We start from the raw sequence: 24,129 nt of genomic DNA, 5'->3' as shown, positions 1-24,129 counted from the left end.
TTAAAACCCGAGCCTGCCCAGCGACTTCGGGTCAGACTGCCAATTTTTCAACACCTTGATGCGCAGGTCCAAGTACACGTTTTGGCCCAGCAGCTTCATAATCTCCTTGCGGGCGTTGCCCACAATGCGACGGAAGCGCAGGCCATCCTTGCCCTCGATAATGCGCTTTTGGCCGGGGCGTTCCAAGTACAAAATGGCGTGGATATCCAGCACGCCCTCCCGGGTGCGCGATGGCAGCATCTCATCAACCTGCACCGCCACCGAGTGTGGCAGCTCCGCCTTCAAGCCGGACAGGGCGGCTTCACGAATGAGTTCCTCGATGCGCTTTTCCTGGCCCTCATCGGTGATGTGGTCATCCGGGTAGAATTTCGGGCCTTCTGGCAGGTGGTCCACGATGACCTGCACCAGCTCATCAAGCTGCACGCCCTCCTTGGAGGACACCGGTATGACTACCGCATTCGGATCCTCCTGGGTAAGCAGTTCGTGCAGGGCCAGAAGCTGGGCGCCTACCTGGTCCTTGCTGGCCTTATCCAGCTTGGTGACGATGCCGATGATCGGGGTCTTTGGCGCGATGCTGCGCACGTTTTCCAGGATCCAGCGGTCACCCGGGCCAATTTTTTCATCGGCCGGGATGGTCAGGCCAATAACGTCCACATCAGCGTAGGTATCCTTGACCACCTCGTTGAGGCGCTCGCCCAACAAGGTGCGCGGACGGTGCAGACCCGGCGTATCCACGACGATAACTTGAGCGTCTTCGCGGTGTACCAAGCCCCGGATGGTATGGCGGGTGGTCTCCGGCTGGTCAGCGGTAATCGCAATCTTTTGCCCCACCAGGGCATTAGTCAGCGTGGACTTGCCGGTATTCGGGCGCCCGACAAAGGATACGAAGCCCGAGCGGAAACCCTCCGGGGTATCGGTGTATTGCGAATAATCAAGCGGGGCTGCCGTATTCTCGGCGCCTTCCGACACGGCATCATCGGGGTCTTCTGGCAGGCCCTCGAATGCCGCATCAAACTGTGCATCAAAATCAGAACTCATTACCCGCAATAATAGCCCACAGAGTCAAGATCTCCGATTAGTTCATGGCCAATTCGCACCGGTGAAGCGGCATAGGGCTAATCTATGGAGAAACCTCTCTCCCCAGCACAAACCGTGCTTACTCTCCGAAAGGTCCCTTCATGTCCCGCAAGTCTCCTGCCTTAATTCTGGGCGCTGCACTTACTCTCTTCCTCTCCGCATGCTCCTCTCCAGATTCTGAACCGTCCCCAGAGACGAGCACGAGTTCCTCCGCAACCTCTTCTTCCAGCACCTCCAATTCTTCAACCACCACTTCTTCTACCACCAGCAGTGAAGAGAGCATGACTGAAGAACCTGCAGAAAGTGTCGCTCCCGAGCCGGAGACCCAACCCCAAGCCGTGGCTGCCGAGCCGGAGCTCCTGTATTGCGATCCGGGAAACTTGACCATCATCGGCACATTTTCTGACGGCACCGAAAGACCTACAGAACTATGCGATACGCCGTCCCACCGGCGTTCCGTACGCGCTGAAGCAGTCTGTGGCGGTTTAGAAGGACGATACAAGTACCCCGAGGAATGGGCCGAACTGTGCAATGGAGGTCTTCCACCTTCCGATTCGGACTATCCCGATAGCTACGGCGATATAGATGCAGGTTACGCACCAGAGTCTGGCGCGGTTACGGATGCGCCAGCCGATTCGGATACGGGTGCGGTTGAAGGCTACGAGTATTAACAGAAAAGAGGCAGAGCGTTAAGCAACGTCAAGGCCCTGCACCCGTCAAACGGGTGCAGGGCCTTGGTGGTGGATTAGCAGGGCTTATTTAAACTCGTCCGGCAGTGGGCCGAGCTGCGGGCCGTCCGGGTAGTACTTCCAGCCGTCCTTGATGCGGACGTCGTCAGCCCAAGGCAGTTTGTACTCGCCCTTGGCCAAGTCCTCGACCCAGGTGAGATAGTTGTCAGTCTTGCCACCGGGGTAGCCAACGTACCCGCGGTTGCCTAGGTTGAAGATGTTGTTTTCTAGGCCCCAGTTGATGCGGGCCTTGTCAGCCAGCTCAGAGAAGATTTCGGCGGTGACGATTTCGCCGGGATTGCGGTGGCCCTCAGAAATCATGTGGCCATCGTAATTGCAGACGTTGCCTTCACCGAAGTAGTAGAAGGTGTTGTCATAGCCAGCCAGGTTTACGGATGCGGTGTACATCAGGTTTTGGAAGGCATTCGTCTTATTGGTCATGATCCACTGATCCTGGGTTTGCGTGGAGTAGCCAGAGATGCGGATATAGACGTTGGCGCCCTTGTACGCAGCCTCGCGTGCGAGCTCAGGGAACATGCCGTCGTGGCAAATGTTTACAGCGAGCTTGGAGCCCTTCGGGCCGTCGCAAACCGGCATGCCCAAATCGCCTGGGTACCAAGGCTCGATGGGAGTCCATGGCTGCAGCTTACGGTAGTGCAGGGCGATTTCACCGTCGGAGTTGATGATGATGGCGGTATTAAAGGGCGGCTTTCCTTCCTCATGGTTTGGCTCCATGATGGAAAAGACGCCCCAGACATCATTGTCCTTGCAGGCCTGCTTGAACTGGTCCACCTTTGGGTCATCGAGGCCGATGAGGAATTCATCATAGGACCAAATCTTGGTATTGAGACCGGAGGATGAATATTCCGGGAAGACAATAAGGTCGAGGTCCGGGTAGCCCGCCTTGGTGGAACCCACCATGCGGCAAATTTCGTCCACGCTGGCTTGGACGTCTTCCGGGGTATTGACCACGGGAACGGGGTACTGCATGAGGGCCATCAACAGGCCGTCGGGGGATGCGCTGATGCTGCCGGTGCTGGACATGGTGGGCTCCTATCGCAAAGTAGATGATGTGACGGGAGCCATATTACTGATGTTGTGGTAGTACGCCACACTATTCATCCAGAGAAGTAGTCTCGTATGAGAGACTCGTCGTAAGCCGCCTTTGATGAAATAAGAGAGCCGAGCTGAAGGGAAAGTTTACTCAGCTCGGCCGACACTCGATAGACCTTGGGGTGGGCGTAGGTGCGGGTTCTTAAGGGAGCAGAGGAGAAAAGTCCAAGGTGATCGGGCCGAATTGAGGGCGAAAAGGCCGATCTGAGGGGAAGTTTTCCTCAGATCGGCTCGATCAGAATGGACCTAACTTTAGGAGGCCAAACTTCACGGGTTCCCACGCGCGCGAACGGGGCCGCCCAGGCCTAAAGCTCCTCGGCGTCGAACTGCATGCGCGGGTGAGCGAAGACGTCCTGCGCCTGAATGAGGCGGAGCTCAGCAGACTCGGCTTCATAGGTGTTTTCCAGCAGGTCATACACGGAAGAGGCGGTGCGACGCAGGGACTCCTTGACGTCGCTGGTCTCGGTGTAGTGGCCGGTAAACAAGGCGGCGGTGACGTCGCCGGAGCCGTTGCGCTTGAACGGCAGCAGCGGAGTGGACACCAAGAAAGCGCGGTCGCCGTCGACGGCAAGCATCTCAATCTGGTCGTCGGCAGTCTCGGGGCGCTTAACGGAGGTAACCAGCACGGTCTTCGGACCGATTTCCTGTGCCTTCTTCACCGCGGCAAGGGTTTGATCGAGGGTGCCAACCTCGGAATCGGTGAGGTAACCCAGCTCAAATTGGTTGGGGGTAATGATATCGGCGACGGGAACGACGCGGTCGCGCAAGAGCGGCGGGATCTCATCGGAGACAAAGCAGCCGGACTTAGCATTGCCCATCACCGGATCACAGGCGTAAAGGGCCTTGGGGTTGGCGGCCTTGATGCGGCGGACGGTTTCCACGATGGCGTCGGCAATGTCGGCGCCGCCCTGGTAGCCGGAAAGGATGGCATCGATCTGTGGGAAGGCGCCGCGCTTTTCAATGCCATCGATGATGGAGGTGACATCGCTGGCCGGAATCATCGGTCCGCCCCAGTCGCCGTAGCCGGTGTGGTTGGAAAAATTCACCGTGTGGACCGGCCATACCTCATGGCCGGCGCGCTGCAGGGGAAAGACGGCCGCGGAGTTGCCAACGTGGCCGTAGGTGACGTGGGACTGGATGGAAAGGATAGTCATAGGTTTCCATTGTGCTACGCGGCGCACGCGCTCACAAAAGAAACCGGAAAATTATTCTTCCGGGCGATCTTGTGGTTCTCCCACCGCAGGGATGCCCCCACCAGGAACCTGCTTGTCTAGGTTGGCGCGCTCGGCGGCGTCGGGAAAAGCCTTCGGTCCGGAGGGCTTGGGCTGATAGGAAACTCCGCGCTCGGCCGCATCGTCGTACCAATCCGCGAGCAGCTCGTTTTGCCGGCCGAACATTTCCTTTTCCTCGGCCGGAGTGGAGTGGTCATAGCCCAGCAGGTGCAGGCAGCCATGGACGGTAAGCAGGGCAAGCTCGTGGCCCAGGGAATGGCCGGCGGCCTCTGCTTGGCGCAGGGCAAACTCGGGGCACAGCACGATATCGCCGAGCATGGCAGGGCCGGGATCGGCGGCATCGGGGCGGCCGCCACCCGCAATCGCACCGGGGGTGAGCTCGTCCATGGGGAAGCTCATGACATCGGTGGGGCCTTCCAGATCCATCCAGCGCACGTGGAGATCCTCGATGGTCTTCAAATCCACACAAGTGATAGTGCACTCGGCATCGGGATTGATGTCCATAGCACCGAAGGCATAAGAGGCGACGTCAATCAGCATCTCCTCGTTGACGCCTTCGAAGCCGGATTCATTGAGAAATTCGATACTCATTCCATTCCCTCGTATTCAGCGGCTTTCTTATTATCAAAGGTCTCATAGGCATTGACGATGCGCCCGACTAGCTGGTGGCGCACCACGTCTTTGGAACCCAAGTCCGCGAAGTGAATATCTTCCACGTTGCGCAGGATGCGGCGCACGATGCGCAGGCCGGAGACCTGACCATGCGGGAGGTCTACCTGCGAGATATCGCCGGTAACCACAATCTTGGTGCCAAAGCCCAGGCGCGTGAGGAACATCTTCATCTGCGCGGGTGTGGTGTTTTGGGCCTCGTCAAGAATGACAAAGGCATCGTTCAACGTGCGGCCGCGCATATAGGCCAGCGGGGCGACCTCGATGATGCCGGCCTCCATGAGCTTGGGGATCATCTCTGGGTCGAGCATGTCTCGCAGAGCGTCATATAGCGGGCGCAGGTAAGGATCAATCTTGTCATTGAGCGTGCCCGGCAAAAAGCCCAGCTTCTCCCCTGCTTCCACGGCCGGGCGGGTGAGAATGATGCGCGAGACCTGCTTGGTCTGCAGGGCCTGCACGGCCTTGGCCACCGCCAGGTAGGTCTTGCCGGAACCGGCCGGGCCGATACCAAAGACCACCGTATTATCGTCGATGGCCTGCACGTATTCAGACTGGCCCACTGTCTTTGGGCGGACGGCCTTGCCGCGGCGCTTGACGATGTCCGCCGCCAGCGCCGCCGAGACCGACTGCGGCGCCTCCACGGCCACCATGTCCATGGTGTGCTTGACCGTATCGGTAGACACGGCGTGGCCGCGGCGGGCGATGGCCTCGAGCTCATCGAGGATCTTGGCGGCACGGGCCACCTCATAATCAGGACCGGTGACGGTGACGACATTGCCGCGGGCAAAAAGGTCCGCATCCAGGCGGTTATTGAGCACGCGCAGGTTATCGTCCGCACTACCCAGCACGCTGCTGACGTAGGCGGAATCTAGCTCACATTTCTTCGTGATGATAGGCACGTGCTTTAGGCTACCAGCGCCGCCTACCAACGCTCGGTGCGCATGCCGATTGCCGCTAGCGCCACCATTGCTGCACTCGCTGTACGCAGCACTTCCGGGCCAAGCTTGATGGGCATGGCGCCGGCTTCTTTGAGGCGATCGAGCTCGGCGTCGCCGATGCCGCCCTCGGGGCCGACGAGCAGGACGACATCGTCCGTCAGTGGCACGTCCTTGATGGAGACGGTTGCTTCCTCGTGCAACACGAGCACAGTGGGGGCGTTGGAGGAAGCGCCGTCGCGGCCACCGGTGAGCTTTTGGACGAGCTGCGGGGTGGTCAGCGGACCGCGCACCTGGGGGATGCGGGCGCGGCGGGATTGCTTAGCCGCGGAATCCGCGGCCGCCTGCCACTTAGCCACTGCTTTGGGTGCCTTCTTGCCGTCCCATTTGGCCACGCAGCGGTCCGCCTGCCAGGCGATAATCTCATCCGCGCCGGCTTGGGTGGCGAGATCCACGGCGAGCTCGGCACGCTCGGATTTCGGGATGGCCTGCACCACGGTCACGCGCGGGGTGGGCTCGGGCGTGGTCACAATGGACTCGACCGTGCCTTCCAAGGAGTCCTTGCCCGAGGTAGCGGTGATGGTGAGGGTAAGGCGGGTACCGGTGCCGTCGATAAGCTCGAGGCGCTCGCCCTCCCTCATGCGCTTGACCGTCACGGCGTGGCGGGCCTCTGGGCCGGAAAAGCTGAAGGCCTCACCGGTGCGCGCGGCGGAAAGGTCCGGGTGGATGAAGACGGGCAGCGACATTAGCGGCGGAACTTATCGCGAATGCGGCTGAAGAAGGATTCCTCCTGACCATCGCCGGTGGTACGCACGCGCGCGCCCTCGTCGCGGGAGTTGCGGATCTTCTCCAGGGACTCGCGGGTCTTGCGGTCGAGGTCCTTCGGCACAACGACGTCCACGTGGGCAAAGAGGTTACCGTAGCCATCGGTGCGCAGGCGCGGCATGCCGGCGCCTTCGATCTTGATGGACTCGCCCGGCTGGGTGCCCGGCTCGATATCGATGGTGAGCTCTTCGCCACTTAGCTGGTCGATGGTGAAGTTGGTGCCCAGTGCGGCATCGATCATCGGCACGCGCACGGTGAGGTTCAAGTCATCAGCATTGCGCTGGAAGACGGGGTGCTCCTCTGTGTGGACCTCAACGTACAGGTCGCCGGCCGGGCCGCCGCCGTGGCCTACCTCGCCCTGGGAGGCCATGCGGATACGCATACCGTCATTGATGCCGGCCGGGATATTAACGGTGATATCGCGACGCTTCTTCACGCGGCCGTCACCGGCGCAGTGATTGCACGGATCGGTGATGACCTCGCCAAAGCCCTGGCACTTCGGGCACGGACGGGTGGTCATGACGTTGCCCAGGAAGCTGCGCTGCATCTCCTGGATTTCACCCATGCCATTGCAGTTATCGCAGGTAACCGCCTTGGCCTTGGACTCGGAACCGGTACCACCGCAGCTATCGCACAGCACCGCGGTATCCACGGTGACCTTTTTCTTCAGGCCGGTGTAGGCCTCCTCCAAGGTGATGCGGGTGCGCAGCAGGGCATCGTTGCCCGGCTGGACGCGGGACTTAGGGCCGCGGGAGCCGCCGGCCCCGCCGCCAAAGAACTCGGCGAAGATATCGCCTAGGCCGCCGCCACCGAAGCCGCTAAAGCCACCGGCGCCGGCACCGGCGCCGCCGCCCTGCTCCATGGGGTCGCCGCCCATGTCCACGATTTGGCGCTTTTGCGGATCCAGCAGGACCTCCTGGGCCAGCGCGGCATCGCGGAACTTCTCCGCGGCAGCGTCATCATCCGGGTTTAGATCCGGGTGATACTTGCGGGCCATTTTGCGGTAGGCCTTCTTAATCTCCTGGTCAGTTGCGTTTTTATCAACACCGAGGATGCCGTAATAGTCACGAGCCACTGTAAGAGATATTCCTTCTAATTCGTCTTGTTGGGGTTAACTTGAAAAAATTATGCGCGGCCAGCTAGTTTACTCGCACTGCTCGCCGGCCAAAATTTCGCTCACATACCGTGCAACGGCAGAGACCTTAGAAATTGTTCCCGAGTAATCCATAAAGGTAGGCCCCACCACGCCAAGGCCGCCGAGTGTGGCCACCTCATCGCCGGTGCCGAGGCCATAGCCCGTAGCTACCACGGAGGCTTGGCGCAGCTGGTCTTCCTCGTTTTCCTCGCCGATAACCACGGAGACGTTGCCGAGATCCGGCACGCGGGCGAGCAGCTTGAGGACGACGACCTGTTCTTCTAACGCCTCGATAATCTTGGGCAAGCCTTCCGGGAACTCGCGGGCCACGCGCGTCAGGTTGGAGGCACCGGCCATAATCAGCCGGTCGGAGGGTTGTTCCACTAGGGTCTCGATGAGCGTGGTGGCCACCTTGAGCACGTGGTGGCGGATATCCAAGGGGGCGTCATCGACAAGGTGGGCAAGTTCCACGGAGGCGTCGCTAAGCGTCTTGCCTACCAGCGCGCTATTGACGATGTCGCGCAGGCGGAAGGTCTGATCCTGGTCGATGATTTCATCGAGCTCCACATTGCGCTGGTCCACGCGCCCGTTATCGGTGATAAGCACCAGCAGCAGGCGCACTGGGGACAGCGCCACGACCTCGCAGTGCTTAACACGCGAGACCTTGAGGTTGGGCAGCTGGACGACGGCCGCTTGCTTCGTCACCTGCGCCAATAACTGCACCGAACGGCGCAGCACGTCCTCCAAGTCGACGCCGCCTTCCAAGAAGTTGAGCATCGCGCGGCGCTCTGGGGCCGACAGCGGCTTAACCTCATGCAGCGAGTCGACAAAGTGGCGGTAGCCCTGCTGGGTGGGCACGCGGCCGGAACTAGCGTGCTGCTGGGAGATAAGGCCCTGGGATTCGAGCACGGCCATGTCATTGCGGATGGTGGCCGAGGAGACGCCCAATTGGTAGCGCTCCAAGAGCGACTTAGAGCCAACGGGCTCCTGGGAGGCAATATAGTCCGCCACGATGGCGCGCAGGACTTCCTTGCGGCGGGCATCGGTTGAGGTAGACACTATGGCGCTCCTATTCGCTTCGGCGAATGATAAATTCTTTAAAATTCGGGACGGTGTACCGGACTTTACCGTGCTCAGGGGAATAAATGAGACCTTTGTTTATGAGCTTAGCCCGAACCGGACCAAGAGCCTTATTATCCTTCCCCAGGCGTTCACCGATTTCTTTTGTTTCCGCTGAACCATCGCCTAAGGCTGCCATGGCACTGAGCTAGTCCCTTTCAGCTGGCGTAGCTCGATCCCAGCGAGCTTGGAAGAAGCTTGCGCCTGAAGGAACCAGTCCACCAGTCACGGCAAAAGACTAACAAGAAAATGGCGGAATAACAGGTTTCTCATCGACTGAGTCAAAACTAACGGGTTTGGTTTCTACTGAACTAAGTCTAAAGGTCTGGAAACGAGAATTAGGTTTCTTCGGCGACGAGGAGATCGGTAATGATTCCATCGGCCAGCAGGCGGCCGGCCTTGGTGATGCGCACGCGATCGCCGGCGCGCTCGAGCAGACCGCGGCCGATGAAGCGCTCGAGGGCCGGGGCAGCGTGGGCATCGAGCCAGGCCTCCGGGATGCCCTCGCGCAGGCGCAGGCCGAGCATGATTTTCTCCATGTGGCGGTCGGCCTCAGTGAGCGTTTCGGTTTCCTTAATGGGCAGCTCTCCGCGGCCGAGGGCGTCGATATAGCGCGAGGGGTGCTTGACGTTAAAGAAACGCTCGTTGCCCAAGTGCGAGTGGGCACCGGGGCCTGCGCCCCACCAGTTGCCATCTACCCAGTAGATGCGATTGTGCTCGCACTCGCCGCCGGGCTTGGACCAGTTGGAGACCTCGTACCACTCGAAGCCTTCAGACTCGAGGGTGGAGGAAATCATCTCATAGCGCCGTGCCAGCACGTCCTCGTCCGGTGCGGGCAGGATACCTTTATTAACCTTGCGAGCCATGCGGGTGCCGTCTTCCACGATGAGCGAATAAGCACTGACGTGGTCCACACCGGTCTCTAATACGCGGTCTAGCGTCTCGCGCACATTGTCATCGGTTTCGGTGGGCGTGCCATAGATCATGTCCAGGTTGACGTGCTCGAAGCCGGCGGCGCGGGCCTCGCGAGCAGCGGCGAAGGCGCGGCCGGGGGTGTGGGCGCGTTCCAGGACTTGGAGAACGCCCGGGGATGCGGACTGCATGCCGAGGCTGATGCGGGTATAGCCGGCGTCGGCAAGCTGGGCAAAATACTCCGGTGAGGTGGACTCCGGGTTGGATTCGGTGGTGACCTCCGCCCCTGGCGCCAATCCGAAGGTGGAGCGGACGGTATTGAGGATCCGGGTCAGCCCCTGCCCGCCCAGCAAGGAAGGCGTGCCGCCGCCGATGAAGACGGTCTCGGCCGGGCGGCCTACGCGCGCGGCCGCCAACTCCAGCTCGCGCTCCAAGGCATCCAGATAAGGTCCGGTGAGATCGCGCGGGCTGCCCAACTCGCCCGGAGTATAGGTATTGAAATCGCAATAGCCACAGCGAGTGGCGCAGAAGGGAACGTGAATATAAAGCCCGAAGGGTTCAGTCATGGATAAAACCCTAATAGGGAGGGAACAAAATGGCCGAAAGCAGGGTTAAGCATGTAGTATGTTTCCATCTTCCCAAGTAGAAAGGCACCCTCAGTGGAACCTCCGAGTCGATGTCCCTACCTCCTTCTAGGCGGTGGGGAGTAAATCATGTTATCGGCTATTGTGATGATCCTGGCCGGCTTCGTAGTCATCGGCCTCATCATCGTCGCGAATGCATACTTCGTGGCCCAGGAATTTTCTTTCATGTCCGTGGACCGCACACAGCTGCGGACCCAGGCTGCTGAGGGGGATAAAACGGCACAGCGCGCGCTGGCTATTACCCAGCAGACCTCCTTCATGCTCTCCGGCGCGCAGCTTGGTATTACGATTACCGGCCTGCTCATCGGCTATGTCGCGGAGCCGCTCGTAGGCCAGGGACTAGGTACGTTACTCGGCGGAGTCGGTGTTCCGTCCGCGGTGTCTGTCACCGTGGGCACCATCGCGGCGCTTTTCATCTCCACGATTGCAACCATGCTCTTCGCGGAGCTTTTCCCCAAGAACTACACCATCGCCGCCCCCATGAAGACGGCGCGCTGGCTGGCCGCATCCACGCAAATCTACCTGCGGATTTTCGGCTGGCTCATCCACTTCTTTGAGTATTCTTCCAATGCCATCCTCAAGATCTTTGGCATCGAGCCGGTGGAAGACGTCGATTCCTCCGCCACCGCCGATGACTTGGAATCCATCGTGGATTCCTCCCACGAGGCTGGCGATCTGGATGAAAATACCTACATGGTGCTCGACCGCCTGCTAGACTTCCCTGAGCACGACGTTGAGCACGCCATGATCCCGCGCTCCCGCGTGGACGTCATTGATCCGGACACCACCCTTGGTGAGGTTCGCGAGATGATGTCTACCGACCACACGCGCTACCCCGTCATCGATGACGAACATAACCCGGTGGGCGTGGTGCATCTTATCGACGTCCTGGGAAGCGACCTTCCCGCCGCCACCAAGGCCACCAGTATCATGCAGGAACCCGTGGTGGTCCCTGAGCTGATGCCGCTTCCGGATGTGGTGGACGAGCTGCGCGATAGTGACCAGAAGATGGCCTGTGTCATCGATGAATACGGTGGCTTCGTGGGCATCGTGACCATGGAGGACTTGGCCGAGGAAATCTTGGGCGATGTCACCGATGAGCACGATATCGAAGAAACCGAGGAAATCACCGAACAGGACGATTCCCACTGGTTAGTCGACGGCGATACGCCGATTGATGAGATCGAGCGCGCCATCGGCCACGACCTGCCTGAGGGCGACTTCGAGACCGTCGCCGGCCTCATCATCGCCCACTCCGGTGCGCTGCCCGAGGTAGGCGAGGAACACACCATCCAGCTCGAAGCCGAGCCCGATGACTGGGTGGACCACGATGAGGCGCCCGTTCGCTCCATCCGCCTGCGGGTGCAAGAGGTGGACCGCCACGTGCCGTCCGTCCTTGCCATCGAGCTGGTGGAGGATTACTCCGACCACTCCGATGATGACGATGAGAAGGAGGATGCATAATGACCGAGTCTTGGTGGTTTAACCTCCTCGTTACCCTGCTTATCATCGCCGCTTCCGGCTTCTTTGTGATTATCGAGTTCTCCTTGATGGGCGCTCGCCGCAACCGCTTGGAAGAGGATGCGGAAAACTCCCGCACCGCGCGTGCTGGTCTGCGCTCGCTCAATGAGCTGACCATCATGCTCGCCGGCGCGCAGCTGGGCATTACCGCCGCCACCTTTGTGCTAGGCGCTGTGACCAAGCCTTGGGTGCACCACCTGCTCATGGCACCTCTGGAGGCCGCGGGCCTGCCGCTGGGCATTGTCGACGTCGTTAGCTTCCTCCTCGCACTCTTCGTAGTTACCTTCCTCCACCTTGTTCTAGGTGAGATGGCGCCGAAGTCCTGGGCGATTACCCACCCGGAGACCGCCCTGCAGTTCATCGCGGTCCCCGCACGTGGCTTCGTGTGGATCTTCCGCCCGCTGCTGAAGTGGATCAACGTCATGGCCAACAAAATGGTGTCCCTGGCTGGCGAAGAGCCCGTCGACCGCGCCGGTGCGGCCGGCTACGACGCCGAAACCCTGCGCACCTTGGTCGAGCACTCCCGCGAGACCGGTGCGTTGGACGATGAGTCTGCTAACCAGATTTCTGATGTCATCGAGTTGGAAAACTCCACCGTTGGTGCCATGGCTCGCGAGCATGGCTCTGAGGTAGTGCCCCTGCCTTCCGACGCCACCGTGGAAGACCTCCAAGACCTCGTTGTGCGCAAGAACATCATGCGCGTGCTGGTCTTTCCTAAGGATTCCCGCGTCCCGCGCGTGGTCCACGTGCGCGATACCCTGCTGGCCGAGCCGGAGACTCCGGTACTCGAGTTCTCCCGCCCTGCCCTGTCCGTGTCTTCTTCCACCACCGTCCAGAAGACTCTGGACCATATGCGCGCTCGCAACGAGCAGCTTGTCATGGTGGGCAAGGCCGATAAGGACAATGCCGTATGGATCCTTACCTGGGATGACATCATGGGCCAGCTATGGCCGCAGATTACCGAGCAGCTAGACAAGGTCACCCCTCCCCCGGCCGTCTAGTTCCTGCCGCGTCCTCGCCCGCGCCCGTGCCCGCTTCATTGTGCTCGGCGCGGGCTTTGCCGTTTTCGCACCCGCGCGCAAGGGCTGTTGCCCCCGATTGTGGATAACTGTGGCCGTAACTTTCCCAGCCGCCACTTCGCTCACTCGCCTTTCTCTGCGGCCTTGTTATCCACAGGCCCGGCCGCCACCTCCGCGCGCCGGCCGGCAACGTGCCCTTTCCTAGGAGGCATGACACCATCACTGACCAATATCGACTCCATCCGCGCCAACCACCCCACCTTCTGGACCGACCTGAAAAACGGCACCTACCTCAAACTCGCACCGCGCATCGCGGTCCGGCGCGATCACTACCATTGCCTCGACTTCCCCTCCCAGCTGCGCCTGCGCGCCATCGCCGCCGCCCACAGCGCCTATACCGCGGTGCTCATCTCCAAGTCCGCCGCCCGCGTGCACGGACTGTGGGTCATCGCCACAGCCGAGGAAAAGATTGAAATGGCCCTTCCCACCAATACGCTTCCTCACAAGGACCGCCGCCATCCCGAGCGCATTTATCGCAAGGCTTCCCTTCCCGAGCCCGTCCTCGTGGACGGCACCCGCTGCGTTTCCAAGGCCCGCGCGGTTATCGATGTCGCCCGCTACCACGGCTTCACCGACGGCCTCATCGCCGCCGACTCGGCTTTGCGTTCCGGCGTCAGCCGGGAAGACCTCAAGGAAGAGTTTGCCCGCATGGGCCGGGTGCGCAATAGCCGCATCGTCCGCGCCGTAATCCACCACGCCTCACCTCTTTCCCGCTCTCCCTACGAGTCTTTCGCCCGCGCCCTCCTCATTGAGGCCGATTTCCCCTGGCCCATGTTCTTCGAGGCGCCGTTCACCGCGTTGCCCGGCATCACGACCGCCCTATGCATCAACAACGCCTACCTCATCGACATAATCCCCGCGAAGGCGCTTGCCCATCAGCATGAGCGTCACCGACGTCTGCGCGAGGCCGGCTTCACCGTTCTCTGCTATACCCCTCGGCAGCTCATCGACCACCCCACTCGCTTCCTGAGCGACCTCGTTTCCACCATCTCCGCCAGACAAAAGGCCGCGCGTTCTGCCTAAATCCACGCTTCCTGCCTCCCACCTTCCTCTACCCCTCCCTTCGCGCTCACCAGCGGCGCTTTCGCCGCGGAATCCGCTGCGCCGGTGAGCGCGAAGGGAGGGCGATGGCGAATGCCTCGCAAGAGAATCCACCGAAACTTCGCTCGCAATAAGGAAGAGCCTCCACGAGCATATGCTCGCGGAGGCTCTTCTGTTTCCAGCTCATGCCTCAACAGGAAGGTCTTACTGGTTGATGCGCCATGGGACGCTGTTCTTCGGCAGCATGCCGTGGGTGTAGAGGTAGTCAATGGTGGACAGGATGCCCAGCACCGTGCCGCCGCCTACGAGCGCAGCCAGGAAGGAGAACCCTGCGACGGAAGACATATCTGCGTCCTTGCCGTCCTTACCGTTGATGCCATCGCGGCCGTCACGTCCGTCGCGACCATCGCGACCATCCTGGCCGTCTTCGCCGTCGCGGCCGTCCTTACCATCTTGGCCATCCTTGCCATCGCGGCCATCGCGGCCGTCCTTACCGTCCTGGCCGTCTTTGCCTGGAACAACTGCGGCTTCGGTAGTGGAAGGCTCGGTGGATTCCTCAGAGGTCGGCTCTTCGGTGGCAGTTTCTTCTGTAGAGGTCTCCTCGGTGGAAGTCTCTTCTACGGACTCGGATGGGGTGGTCTCTTCAGAGGTAGCATCCTCAGAAGCCGGAGCCTCGGAAGTGGTCTCTTCAGAAGTAGCTTCCTCGGAAGTGGTCTCCTCGGAGGAAGGCTCCTCAGACGGCTGGTCCTTGGCCTTCTTACCGTTGAGCATATCGGAGCACAGCTGGCCAGCCGGGGCGTTTACGGCCGCGAGATCGGAAGCTGCGGTGGAGATGTTGTTCAGGGAGTCTTCGATGCTCTTCTGCTGGTCCTTGCTCAGCTTCAGGTCGCCTGCTACGCCCGCGCCAGGAACCAGGCCTGCGATGGTAACGGCTGCATTGAAGAGCTTCAGGACTACCGTGGTGCCCTTACCAAAGACGCCGTCGGCGAACTTAAGCAGGCCGGAGACGGTCTTCTTAGCGGCATCCGGGTTGTTCATATCAACGTCGGCATCGGCGTTGTCGATGCGGCCGATGGCCATGCCCTGGGCGCGGGAGAGGTCCCAGGTAACCGTCTTGTCCTTTTCGCCTTCCTTGACCAGCTTGGCAATGCCGTCCCAGGTCTTGCCGGAAATCTTGTCAATGAAGTCAGACGGAACCAGGTCACCGACGACCGGGATGATTTCCCAGACAGTCTTGAGGATCTTTTCGCCGCCATCGTAGAAGGCCTTAGCCAAGGCAAGTTTGAGGTCGAGCATGTTGCCTTCCTTGTCAGGGGCATCAGTGACCTCACAGACGAGCTTGTCCTTCTGCTCATCCTTGACCACCTTGACGTTGACGTCGCCGTTGGAGGCCTCAGTCTGTGCGAGTTCCTCGAGGGTGGTTGGCTTTGCAGACTCCTTGGAAGCCGGAGCCTCGGCGGTCTCCTCCGCGCCGTCTACGGCGTACGGGGTGATGGACTCGGCGGCGTCTTCTTCTGCGTCGAGTTCTTCCATCGCCTTATCGCCGGCGTTGTTTTCCTCCAGCAGGTTGCCGTCCTCATCGAATTCGATGCCGTTGAGGCTTACGGTATCGTCGGTGGTCTTTTCTTCGACGAAGGTGGTGTCATCGGCTGCGACGGCGGTAGGAACAACGGTAATGGAAGAGAAGGTGGCTACGGCCACTGCGCTGGCAATGAGGCGAGAAGTTCGGCGTGCGCCCATGGATTGACTCCCTGTAGATGTGGTTGAAGAAATTAATTACGCGCGCCGGGTGTGGATGGTGCTAGGCTGTGGCGCTCGCTGGGACGGGGATTACCCTATAGCGCGTTGAGAGTATTTTCTACTTAGATTTTAAGGTTGATTCAGCAACAATACCGCTGGATATAGCACCCAAGCCGCTGAACAGGCATAACAAAAGTTATATGGAACGGCTGTTAACCTAAAGTTTCCCTAAATGCTTCCCCGAATTGGGGCACCCTAGCGCAGAAAACTTCAACGGCCACCGAGAGAGGGAATCTCGGTGGCCGTGAACATCCCCTTGCGTGAAACAAGGAAGTCTATGTGGGTTATGCAGTTGTAGCCCGGCGGGCTGCCTCGCGCTTAGCGCGGACCTTTTCCACCACCGCGGCAACCCGGGCGCGCTCTTCTAGGAACTGCGGTGGGTTATGCCCGCGCATCGTGCGGACATAGGCCGGGTGAGTATCAAGCACCGTGTGCTTCCACGCTTGAACCGCAATGAGGGCGGACTCGCCCGTGCGCTTGTACAAGTGCGGCAGCGAGACCATGTCGAGGTTGCGGGCCACGGCGTCGGTTTGCGCGAGCACGTACTCGACTACCTCGCGGAGGTAATCCGCCACGGCCTGGGTGCGAGAGCGCAGGGACTCGGCCAGCTCGTGCACCACGATGGGCTTAGAGATGGGGAATCGCTCGTCCAATAGGCGCGGGGTAAGTTGTTCCGGCTCTTCCACGTCGTTCACGCCGGAAGAGGCGGCGGAAATGGTGCCGGAGCGCACGCCGGAGACCAGGGCTTGGCGCAGGCCCATCAGCTCGCCTACACAACGGCCGGAGTCAACGCGGGCGTCTTCAACGATATCGCCTAGCTCAGCCAGGCAATCCATGCACAACTCTTCGTCCCAATCCTCGATGGCTTCAATGAGGTGCTCGAGGTACTCTGCGACTTCGTCGCCGATATTGTAAATCTCTTGCGTAAGCTCGCGGTGGCGCAGCTCGGCGGCGATTTTGTGCATTGGCTTCGAGCCACTCCTTCCACGGTCTCATTTCTAACCTCTAGTAGAGGTTGAGGTTTGCTGTAACGCCTCATGACTTTATGCGAGATCCGCCGCCGCGAGCGCGCGACACTCCGAAACCATTCACAGGTTTATGGCAGGTTCGCCCGCACTGGGGTGAGGATGGTGGGGGTGAGCTGCAGAAGGGGGCGTCGGCAAGCAGGGCATAAAGAAACACCCGAGGGAATTCCCTCGGGTGTACCCGTCGCGCAGCCTAGCGCTTGTACAGGTGCTCGATGGCTGCGGCGTAGCGCTGCGAAACCACGTTGCGCTTGACCTTCATGGTGGGGGTCAGCTCGTTTTCTTCCTCGGTAAGGTCAGATTCGAGGATGTAGAACTTCTTGATGCCCTCCGCATGGGAGACGGTGGCATTGACCTGGTTGATGGCGTCCTGCAGCTCTGCGCGCAGGGTCGGATCGGTGGCCAGCTCGCGCATGGAGCGATTCTCCGGAATGTTGTGGTCCAGCTTCCAGCGCTTCAAAATGTCCGGATCCAGGGTCAGCAGCACGCCAACGAAAGGCTTGCCATCGCCTACCACCATGGCCTGGGAGATAAGCGGGTGCCCGCGCAGGATATCCTCCATCGGGCCAGGCGAGACATTCTTGCCGCCGGCCGTGACAATGAGGTCCTTCTTGCGGCCAGTGATAACAAGCTTGCCGTCTTCATCAATCTCGCCCAGGTCGCCGGTGTTGTACCAGCCATCCTCGAGGGCCTCGGCCGTGGCTTCCGGATTATTCCAGTAACCGTGGAAGACGATATCTCCCTTGATGCAGATTTCGCCTTCATCGTTGATGCGGAAGGTCACGCCACCCATCGGCGGGCCGACGGTGCCGATGGACTGGTCCACAAAGTCCACCGCGGCCGCGGCGGCGACCTCGGTCAAGCCATAGCCCTCATAGACCGGGATGCCGATACCGCGGTACCAGTGCAGCAGGTCATGGCCCATGGCCGATCCACCGGTAATGCAGTAGCTCACGTTGCCCCCCACGCCATTGCGGATGGTGGAGTACACCAGCTTGTCAAAGACCTTGTGCTTGGCTTTCAGCAGGCGGTCCGGGCCCTCCGGCTTATCCAAAGCCTTGGAGTACTCGATGGCGATCTTCTCGGACTGCTCAAAGAGCAGGGTCTTGATGCCAGAATCAGCCGCCTTAGCAGCAGCAGAATTGCGCACCTTTTCAAAGACGCGTGGCACACCCAAAATGACGTTCGGGCGGGAGCGGGCAAACTCGATGGAAATGGTGGAAAAGTCTGACCAGTGATTCTGGGAGGCACCGCGCATGGCTACCGCAATGGATACCGCGCGGGCAAAGACGTGCGCCAGCGGCAGGAAGGTCAGGGTATGGCTGCCCGGGACGGCAAAGATACCAATGGGATTGGTGCACAGGCCGCGCGTCTGGGCTAGCCAGTTGCGGTGGGTGAGGATGCAACCCTTGGGGCGTCCGGTGGTACCCGAGGTATAGACCAAGGAAGCCAGATCATCGGTGGAGGTGGCCTTGATGCGGGCGTAGACCTCCTCGACGGCCACGCCGCGGCCCTCGAGCTTGAGGGTGTCAATGGCGGAGGAGTTGATTTCTAGGACGCGGCGCAGCTGGGAGGGAGAGCCCTTGAGATTGGGCTCGCCGTCTTCTTGCAAGACCAGGTTTTCCACCAGCTCGGAGTGCTCGCGGGTTTCGGTAATGGCGAGCACGGCACCAGAGTCTTCAATAATCCAGCGCACCTGGGAAGCCGACGAAGATGGATAAACCGGCACCGAGGCGGCACCCGCAGCCCAGATGGCAAAGTCCAGCAGGGACCACTCATAGCGGGTAGCAGAGATGAGAGCGACGCGGTCCCCCTGCTGCACGCCAAGGGCGATAAGTCCCTGGGCTACTTCAAAGACCTCATCGATGAATTCTTTGCCCGTGACATTAACCCACTCGTAGTTAGCCGGGCGGGTGAACATGACGCCATTAGGGCGCTTCTTCGCGGTGTCCATCAGGGCGGTCAGGCAGGTTTCGCCCGGCTCGATAGTAAATTGGGCTGGGGTGTGGACTTCTTGCAGGGTCACGCGGTGTCCTTTCGAACAGCTAATTATTAATCTCCGCCTACTGTACCAATCTGTTCCCCAGCGGGCGCGTTGCACCCGTGGCACAATGTGGCCTGTGACTACCCGCGCCTTGCTTGAAGAACTCGCCCAGCGCCACGGTGTGGCCACCAGCTATACCTCCCAGTCTGGTTTCCCCGTCCACGTCGCTGATGACACTATTGCCTATACCCTGCGTGCCTTGGGCGTGGCCATCGATGACAATCCGGACGATGCGGCGCTAACGCAGCTGCTTTACGACGACTACCTGGACCGCTCCTCCCAGCCCCTACCCCACTGCGTTGTCGCGCCCCAAGGCCAAGAGCGCGGTTTCGTGGTTCACGTGCACGCGGGCGATGCCGCCAACGTACACATTGAGTTGGAGGAAGGAGGCACCCGCGAGGTCTACCAGGATCTCAATGATGCCCCGGACGCGAACGTCGATGGCACGCTTTGGGGCGAGGCGAGCTTCCACATCCCAGGCGATCTGCCCATGGGATACCACGAGCTGGTGTTGGAGTCCGGGGGCATCGGCAAGCATGCCTGCCCGCTAATTATCACCCCGGCGCGCCTTTCTACGGCCGATGAGTTTATCGAGCACCCGATTAGCGGCGTAATGGCGCAGCTGTATTCGGTGCGCTCAAAGTCCTCTTGGGGTATCGGCGATTTTCAGGATTTGGGGCAGCTAGCAGAGACGCTGGCCCCGCACGCGGACTTTTTGCTGGTCAACCCGCTACATGCCGCCGAGCCGCTACCACCGGTCGAGGACTCGCCGTACCTGCCCACCACGCGGCGCTTTATCAACCCGCTCTACTTGCACATCGAATCCATCCCGGAGCTCAAGCTCCTACCGGAGGACTTACAGGATGATGTACGCGAACTGGCGGAGGAGTTTCGCCAGCGCAACCGCAGCGCCGAAGAAATAGAGCGCGACACCATTTTTGAGGCCAAACTGCAGGTGCTGCGCGAGCTCTTTAACTACCAGCCCTCCCCGGAACGCGAAGAGGCCTTCGTGCGCTACGCCCGTGAGGAGGGCCGTGGCCTGCGCGATTTCGCGTATTGGTGCGCGCAACAAGACGCCGCCGCGCAGTCGGGCCAGCGCCATGCCGAAGGCCTGGACATGGACAAGCTCACGCGCTTTTATTCCTGGCTGCAGTTCCTGTGCGATGAGCAGCTGGCCGCCGCGCAGCAGCGCGCACTCGATGCCGGCATGCGCCTGGGCCTGGTGACTGACCTTGCCGTGGGTGTGCACCCGGGCGGCGCCGATGCCGTAAACCTCACAGAGTATTTGGCGCCGCAGTGCTCGGTAGGCGCCCCGCCGGATGACTATAACCAGCAGGGCCAGGATTGGTCGCAGCCACCTTGGCACCCGCAGCGCCTTGCGGCGGCGGGCTACGCTCCGTGGCGCGAGATGCTCTCCACCGTGCTGCGCCATGCCGGCGGGGTGCGCGTGGACCACATCTTGGGTCTTTTCCGCCTGTATTGGATCCCGCGCATGGCCAGCCCGCTGACGGGTACCTATGTCTCCTATGATTTTGAGGCCATGGTGGGCATCTTGGCGCTAGAGGCGCAGCGCGCCGGTGCGGTGGTCATCGGTGAGGACCTCGGCACCGTCGAGCCGTGGGTACAAGACGTGCTCGCGCAGAAGGCGGTGCTGGGTACCTCCATCGTGTGGTTTGAACGCGACGATGATAACTACTCCCCGCTGCCACAGGAAAAGTACCGCCAGCTGGCGCTGTCCTCGGTCAATACGCACGATCTGCCGCCGACCTTGGCCTACCTGCGCGGCGATCATATTTCGCTCCGCGCGCGCTTAGGCGTGCTGACCCGATCGGTGGAGGACGAGCGGCGCGATGACATCGAGTGGCAGGCCCGTGTACTCGGCACCGTGGCGGATCGCGGCCTCTTGCCGCAGCGCGATTACCTCGTAGATCCGGACGAACGCGCCTCCCGCGGCGTGGAGGAGGATATAAGCGTAGCGCTGCATCGCTATATCGCAGGTACACCTTCGGCTCTCGCGTGCACCAGCTTGGTGGACATGGTGGGTGATGTGCGCGCACAAAATCAGCCAGGTACCACGAACGATCTTTATCCCAATTGGTGCGTGCCGCTATGTGATACCAACGGCGCTCCCCTGCTCATTGAGGATCTTCCTAGTCTGGAATTCTTCCAGCGCTTAGCAGCCACCAGCCGGAAGGCCTAACGCTGGGCCTAGGCACTGGTGCGGCGGTGGAGCGGGCTTAGGTCCACAGGCCGATGAGGGCGACGACGATAACCAGCGCGATCATCGTCCACAGTGTGAGAGAGACGCGGGATTTGGGCAGGGCGCGCTTGCGCTTTACGGGCTGTGCACCTGGCGTAGCCGCCGAGGCGGATGACTGGCCGGCGCGCTTTGCTTCGGGGTCCCAAAGACCCTCGCGGGGGTTAGCGCGCAGCTCAGCGCGCTCTTGTCGTGCGCGCTCGTTATTTTCCTCAGCCATGGTGGTCTACTTTAGTGCTGCGGCTGCGTTGCTGGGAAATCATGCGTTTGCCTCGGTTGGCTACGTAATCGACACCCCACATCAGGCACCACGCTACAACCACCATGAGTGGCACGGCGATGGCCACCACGATGACCATTTGAATCCACACGGGCGCTTGCACCAACAATTGCGATAGCGTGCTGCCCAAGCTCGTCAACCACTCCATGGCTACTTATCCTACTTGCTCGCGGTAGTCTGGCTGACATGTCAAGCGCCCAGATTCCTGTTACCGTCGCCACCGCTTCCGGCCGGATCACCGGCGTGCGCCGCGATGGCCTGCACTATTTCCATTCGGTGCGCTATAGCACCATCCCCAGCCCCTACTCGCCTGCCGAGCCGTTTGATCGCAGCGTCGATCAGGATGCCCGCGAGCCGCACCCAGCAGATATCGCTTTGTCCATTACCACTCCTGCCGATGCCAACGACTGCCCCGTCGTGGTCTATATTCACGGCGGGCGCTTTGAGCACGGATCGCACGAGGATCCGCGGCTGTCTGGGGAAAAGAATGCCCGCCACGGGGTAATCCAGGTCAACGTGGGTTACCGGGTGGGCTTGGCCGGCTTTGCGCGCTTCGACGGCGACGAGGCGGACCGCTACCGCGGCATCGATGATTGCCTCTTGGCCTTGGAGTGGCTACAGGACAATATCGAGGCCTTTGGTGGCGATAAAACCAATATCACCTTGGTGGGCCAATCCGCCGGGGCGGCGATAAGCCTGTGGCTCGCACGCCGCGATCATTTCCGGGGCGGTTTTCGCCGCGTGCTGGCGCTCTCGCCGGCCTTCCCGCGCGACCGCTTTGAGCACCGCGTCACCGACCTGCGCAAGGCCCTCGGCGTGCCGGTAACGCGCGAGGCTTTGGAAAAAATGGACCCGGAATCGCTGGCCAAGGGGTATGCCAAATTCCGCAAGAAATATCGCTTCGATGTCGCCTTGGGCCCTGCGCCACTGCGCGCCGAAGAATTGGCGGATATCCCTATCGTGGTGACGTCTACCCGCGATGAGTTCTATGACATGCCCCAAGCCCAGCGCATCGACAAGATGGCGCTGGCGGGTTTTATTACCAGCTACCTTTCACCCAAGTTTGGGATTTCGCAGGGGCGCTTCAAGCAGTGGCGGCAATTGGCGCACTATGTGGACCCGCAGCGGCCGATGGGCCGACTCATCGGTGATGCCGCAGTGCGCCGTTGGACCGCCCAGGTAGCTGCGCATTCCCCGGGCCCGACGTGGATGATGGAGTTTACGCGCACCGATTCCCCTGCGGTGCATTGTGCGGAATTGGGCCCGCTGTTTGGCGGAAGCGGGAACGAGGCCGGCGAGGAAACCCCCGCCGAAGAGCTCAACGAGTGGCTACGCCAGTTTGCCACCACGGGTGAGCCCGGATTCCCCAACTATGGCGATGACCACCGGGTGCTGGAATTTGACCTAGATACAGGCGAGCGCCGCCTAGCCTATGCCACCTTGGACTACGTGGCCGCAGCCTTCTACAACGACGACGAGCTTTAATTACAGCGCAGCACGTAGCTTTTCGTCCGCTAGCTCATCAATCATCCACGGGCTAAAGACGCCAGGCATGGCATCGGCGGCGGCGAAGAGCCGATCCGGCTCGACCCACTGGTAAGAATCTACTTCTTCGGGGTTGGGCTCCCAGGCGGCGTCGGCAGCAAGCTCGACGGTATATACCGGGCAGATTTCATTTTCTACCGTGCCCGAGGAATCCACCGCGCGATAAGAAAAGTCCGGCAGGATAAGCTGCGGGGTAGACAGGTCTTCAGGCGCAATACCCAACTCAAAGGTAGCGCGGCGCAGCACCGCATCGGCGGTTTCCTCGCCGGGGGCGGGGTGGCCGCAAAAGGCATTGGTCCACACCCCGGGCCAGGTGAGCTTACCCAGCGCGCGGCGGGTGACCAACACCTTGCCGCCGCAGGTCAACCAGGCGGAGAAGGCAAAGTGCAGCGGAGTATCGGTGGTATGAACTTCGGCCTTGGGAGCGGTGCCGATGGGTTCACCTGCGGCAGAGGCCAAGACTACAAGTTCTGTCATAGATTAAGGTCTCCCACCCAGGTTACGTTGCCAATGTGCAAGCGCGCATTCCACAGGTTGCCGGGCGTCACGTCAAAGCGGTACTGCAGGTTTACCGAGGCGCCCGCGCCCAGCGGGTGATCGAGCCCCGGTGGCTCCACGTCTGGGACAGATTCCTTGTCATAGGGCAAGGAGTTGATCTTGGCCCAGCCGCCGTTGCCGTCGGCGCGCTCAAGGGTGGGATCTTCAAAGGCGTCGACCGGCAAGGGCACGTCGTTTTCATTCTTCAGCAGGATGGTCACCACGGAGCCACCGGAGTTGTTATCGGAATACACTCCCTGTAGTTCCCAGCTCACGCCCAAGCCCTTATCCTTTACTGGCTCGGCAAGATTAGAGGTGACCTCTTTATCATCGGTGTCCTTGGCCTCGTACGGGGCCTCTTCGGAGCTGGAGACGGTGATATTGTCCCCGAGCCCTGTTTCTTCCGGCTGGAGAACGCTGCATCCGGTCAGGGTCACGGCGAGTACGCTGACCACGCCCGCGCCGAGTGTGTGGGAAATTTTCACCGTGGATGGATCCTTTGCACGCGAAGATTGTTGTATTTCTGCACAAGTACCTTAGCCTAAACCTCCCTGAACTTAAGTATTTACGCTCGTTAACGCCGCATATGGCATACTGGGCAGTCGCTTAAA

Annotated in this window: 23 protein-coding genes; 6 read left to right on the top strand and 17 right to left on the bottom strand. The window is 60.7% G+C overall.

The annotated features are described in order from the left end of the window. Both era and LG376_RS06845 read right to left on the bottom strand, forming a co-directional pair. Nucleotides 1–1,038 carry a GTPase Era gene (gene era, locus LG376_RS06850; RefSeq protein WP_225746606.1) on the bottom strand — a complete coding sequence of 346 codons (1,038 nt, stop codon included), beginning with the start codon at nucleotides 1,036–1,038 and terminating at the stop codon, nucleotides 1–3. Between the two features lie 118 nt (nucleotides 1,039–1,156). Next, nucleotides 1,157–1,360 (bottom strand): hypothetical protein, encoded by a 204-nt coding sequence (locus LG376_RS06845; RefSeq protein ID WP_225746605.1) that lies wholly within the window; start codon nucleotides 1,358–1,360, stop codon nucleotides 1,157–1,159. Between LG376_RS06845 and LG376_RS06840 the strand changes: the two genes are divergently transcribed. Beyond that, a complete protein-coding gene (locus LG376_RS06840; RefSeq protein WP_225746604.1) occupies nucleotides 1,359–1,748 on the top strand; it encodes a hypothetical protein in 390 nt (129 codons plus the stop codon). The genes LG376_RS06845 and LG376_RS06840 overlap by 2 nt on opposite strands. A gap of 84 nt (nucleotides 1,749–1,832) precedes the next feature. Here LG376_RS06840 and LG376_RS06835 read toward each other — a convergent pair whose 3' ends face one another. The 8 genes from LG376_RS06835 to hemW all read right to left on the bottom strand — a co-directional run bounded on the left by LG376_RS06835 (nucleotide 1,833) and on the right by hemW (nucleotide 10,311). Next, nucleotides 1,833–2,849 carry a formamidase gene (locus LG376_RS06835; RefSeq protein ID WP_225746603.1) on the bottom strand — a complete coding sequence of 339 codons (1,017 nt, stop codon included), beginning with the start codon at nucleotides 2,847–2,849 and terminating at the stop codon, nucleotides 1,833–1,835. A 374-nt stretch (nucleotides 2,850–3,223) separates the two neighbouring features. Further along, a complete protein-coding gene (gene pdxY, locus LG376_RS06830; RefSeq protein WP_225746602.1) occupies nucleotides 3,224–4,072 on the bottom strand; it encodes a pyridoxal kinase PdxY in 849 nt (282 codons plus the stop codon). A gap of 51 nt (nucleotides 4,073–4,123) precedes the next feature. Continuing rightward, nucleotides 4,124–4,741 carry an rRNA maturation RNase YbeY gene (gene ybeY, locus LG376_RS06825; RefSeq protein WP_005326445.1) on the bottom strand — a complete coding sequence of 206 codons (618 nt, stop codon included), beginning with the start codon at nucleotides 4,739–4,741 and terminating at the stop codon, nucleotides 4,124–4,126. Further along, entirely contained in the window at nucleotides 4,738–5,718 is a 981-nt protein-coding gene (locus LG376_RS06820) for a PhoH family protein (RefSeq protein WP_225746601.1), read from the bottom strand. Before LG376_RS06820 ends, ybeY begins: the two co-directional genes overlap by 4 nt. Before the next feature lie 23 nt (nucleotides 5,719–5,741). After that, entirely contained in the window at nucleotides 5,742–6,500 is a 759-nt protein-coding gene (locus LG376_RS06815; RefSeq protein ID WP_225746600.1) for a 16S rRNA (uracil(1498)-N(3))-methyltransferase, read from the bottom strand. Beyond that, nucleotides 6,500–7,654, bottom strand: coding sequence for a molecular chaperone DnaJ (gene dnaJ, locus LG376_RS06810; protein ID WP_225746599.1), 1,155 nt, complete (start codon nucleotides 7,652–7,654; stop codon nucleotides 6,500–6,502). The genes LG376_RS06815 and dnaJ overlap by 1 nt, the downstream gene beginning before the upstream one ends. A gap of 69 nt (nucleotides 7,655–7,723) precedes the next feature. Continuing rightward, a complete protein-coding gene (gene hrcA, locus LG376_RS06805; protein WP_023020999.1) occupies nucleotides 7,724–8,773 on the bottom strand; it encodes a heat-inducible transcriptional repressor HrcA in 1,050 nt (349 codons plus the stop codon). 398 nt (nucleotides 8,774–9,171) lie between these two features. Beyond that, a complete protein-coding gene (hemW, locus tag LG376_RS06800; RefSeq protein WP_225746598.1) occupies nucleotides 9,172–10,311 on the bottom strand; it encodes a radical SAM family heme chaperone HemW in 1,140 nt (379 codons plus the stop codon). Nucleotides 10,312–10,458: 147 nt separating this feature from the next. Between hemW and LG376_RS06795 the strand changes: the two genes are divergently transcribed. The 3 genes from LG376_RS06795 (at nucleotide 10,459) to LG376_RS06785 (ending at nucleotide 14,012) form a co-directional block, all read left to right on the top strand. Further along, nucleotides 10,459–11,853 (top strand): hemolysin family protein, encoded by a 1,395-nt coding sequence (locus LG376_RS06795; RefSeq protein ID WP_225746597.1) that lies wholly within the window; start codon nucleotides 10,459–10,461, stop codon nucleotides 11,851–11,853. Continuing rightward, nucleotides 11,853–12,911 (top strand): CNNM domain-containing protein, encoded by a 1,059-nt coding sequence (locus LG376_RS06790; RefSeq protein WP_225746596.1) that lies wholly within the window; start codon nucleotides 11,853–11,855, stop codon nucleotides 12,909–12,911. Before LG376_RS06795 ends, LG376_RS06790 begins: the two co-directional genes overlap by 1 nt. A 228-nt stretch (nucleotides 12,912–13,139) precedes the next feature. Beyond that, a complete protein-coding gene (locus LG376_RS06785) occupies nucleotides 13,140–14,012 on the top strand; it encodes a hypothetical protein (protein ID WP_225746595.1) in 873 nt (290 codons plus the stop codon). 222 nt (nucleotides 14,013–14,234) lie between these two features. Here the strand turns inward: LG376_RS06785 and LG376_RS06780 are convergent, their stop codons facing one another. From LG376_RS06780 to LG376_RS06770, 3 genes are all read right to left on the bottom strand, one after another. Continuing rightward, nucleotides 14,235–15,770, bottom strand: a complete 1,536-nt coding sequence (locus tag LG376_RS06780; protein WP_225746594.1) for a hypothetical protein — start codon at nucleotides 15,768–15,770, stop codon at nucleotides 14,235–14,237. Between the two features lie 344 nt (nucleotides 15,771–16,114). After that, entirely contained in the window at nucleotides 16,115–16,795 is a 681-nt protein-coding gene (locus LG376_RS06775) for a hypothetical protein (RefSeq protein WP_005324183.1), read from the bottom strand. Between the two features lie 253 nt (nucleotides 16,796–17,048). Further along, complete coding sequence (locus LG376_RS06770) at nucleotides 17,049–18,881, bottom strand: long-chain fatty acid--CoA ligase (protein ID WP_225746593.1); 1,833 nt, start codon at nucleotides 18,879–18,881, stop codon at nucleotides 17,049–17,051. Between the two features lie 94 nt (nucleotides 18,882–18,975). Here LG376_RS06770 and malQ point away from each other — a divergent pair, with 94 nt between their 5' ends. Further along, nucleotides 18,976–21,099, top strand: coding sequence for a 4-alpha-glucanotransferase (gene malQ, locus LG376_RS06765; protein ID WP_225746592.1), 2,124 nt, complete (start codon nucleotides 18,976–18,978; stop codon nucleotides 21,097–21,099). A 37-nt stretch (nucleotides 21,100–21,136) separates the two neighbouring features. On the opposite strand, the gene LG376_RS06760 is transcribed toward malQ, so the two are convergent. Further along, nucleotides 21,137–21,376: a hypothetical protein gene (locus tag LG376_RS06760; RefSeq protein WP_198491887.1), complete on the bottom strand. Its 240-nt coding sequence runs from the start codon at nucleotides 21,374–21,376 to the stop codon at nucleotides 21,137–21,139. Then, complete coding sequence (locus tag LG376_RS06755; RefSeq protein WP_198491888.1) at nucleotides 21,369–21,584, bottom strand: hypothetical protein; 216 nt, start codon at nucleotides 21,582–21,584, stop codon at nucleotides 21,369–21,371. The genes LG376_RS06760 and LG376_RS06755 overlap by 8 nt, the downstream gene beginning before the upstream one ends. A 38-nt stretch (nucleotides 21,585–21,622) precedes the next feature. On the opposite strand from LG376_RS06755, the gene LG376_RS06750 reads away from it, so the two are divergent. Beyond that, on the top strand, nucleotides 21,623–22,921 hold the full coding sequence (locus tag LG376_RS06750; RefSeq protein ID WP_225746591.1) for a carboxylesterase family protein: 1,299 nt from the start codon (nucleotides 21,623–21,625) through the stop codon (nucleotides 22,919–22,921). Here the strand turns inward: LG376_RS06750 and idi are convergent, their stop codons facing one another. Beyond that, a complete protein-coding gene (gene idi, locus LG376_RS06745; RefSeq protein ID WP_225746590.1) occupies nucleotides 22,922–23,458 on the bottom strand; it encodes an isopentenyl-diphosphate Delta-isomerase in 537 nt (178 codons plus the stop codon). Continuing rightward, on the bottom strand, nucleotides 23,455–24,003 hold the full coding sequence (locus LG376_RS06740) for a hypothetical protein (RefSeq protein WP_225746589.1): 549 nt from the start codon (nucleotides 24,001–24,003) through the stop codon (nucleotides 23,455–23,457). The genes idi and LG376_RS06740 overlap by 4 nt, the downstream gene beginning before the upstream one ends. Nucleotides 24,004–24,129: the final 126 nt, after the last annotated feature.

This window comes from Corynebacterium sp. Marseille-P4611 (assembly GCF_916618765.1).
Classification (GTDB): domain Bacteria; phylum Actinomycetota; class Actinomycetes; order Mycobacteriales; family Mycobacteriaceae; genus Corynebacterium; species Corynebacterium marquesiae.
This window is presented reverse-complemented; position numbering and strand designations above follow the sequence as displayed.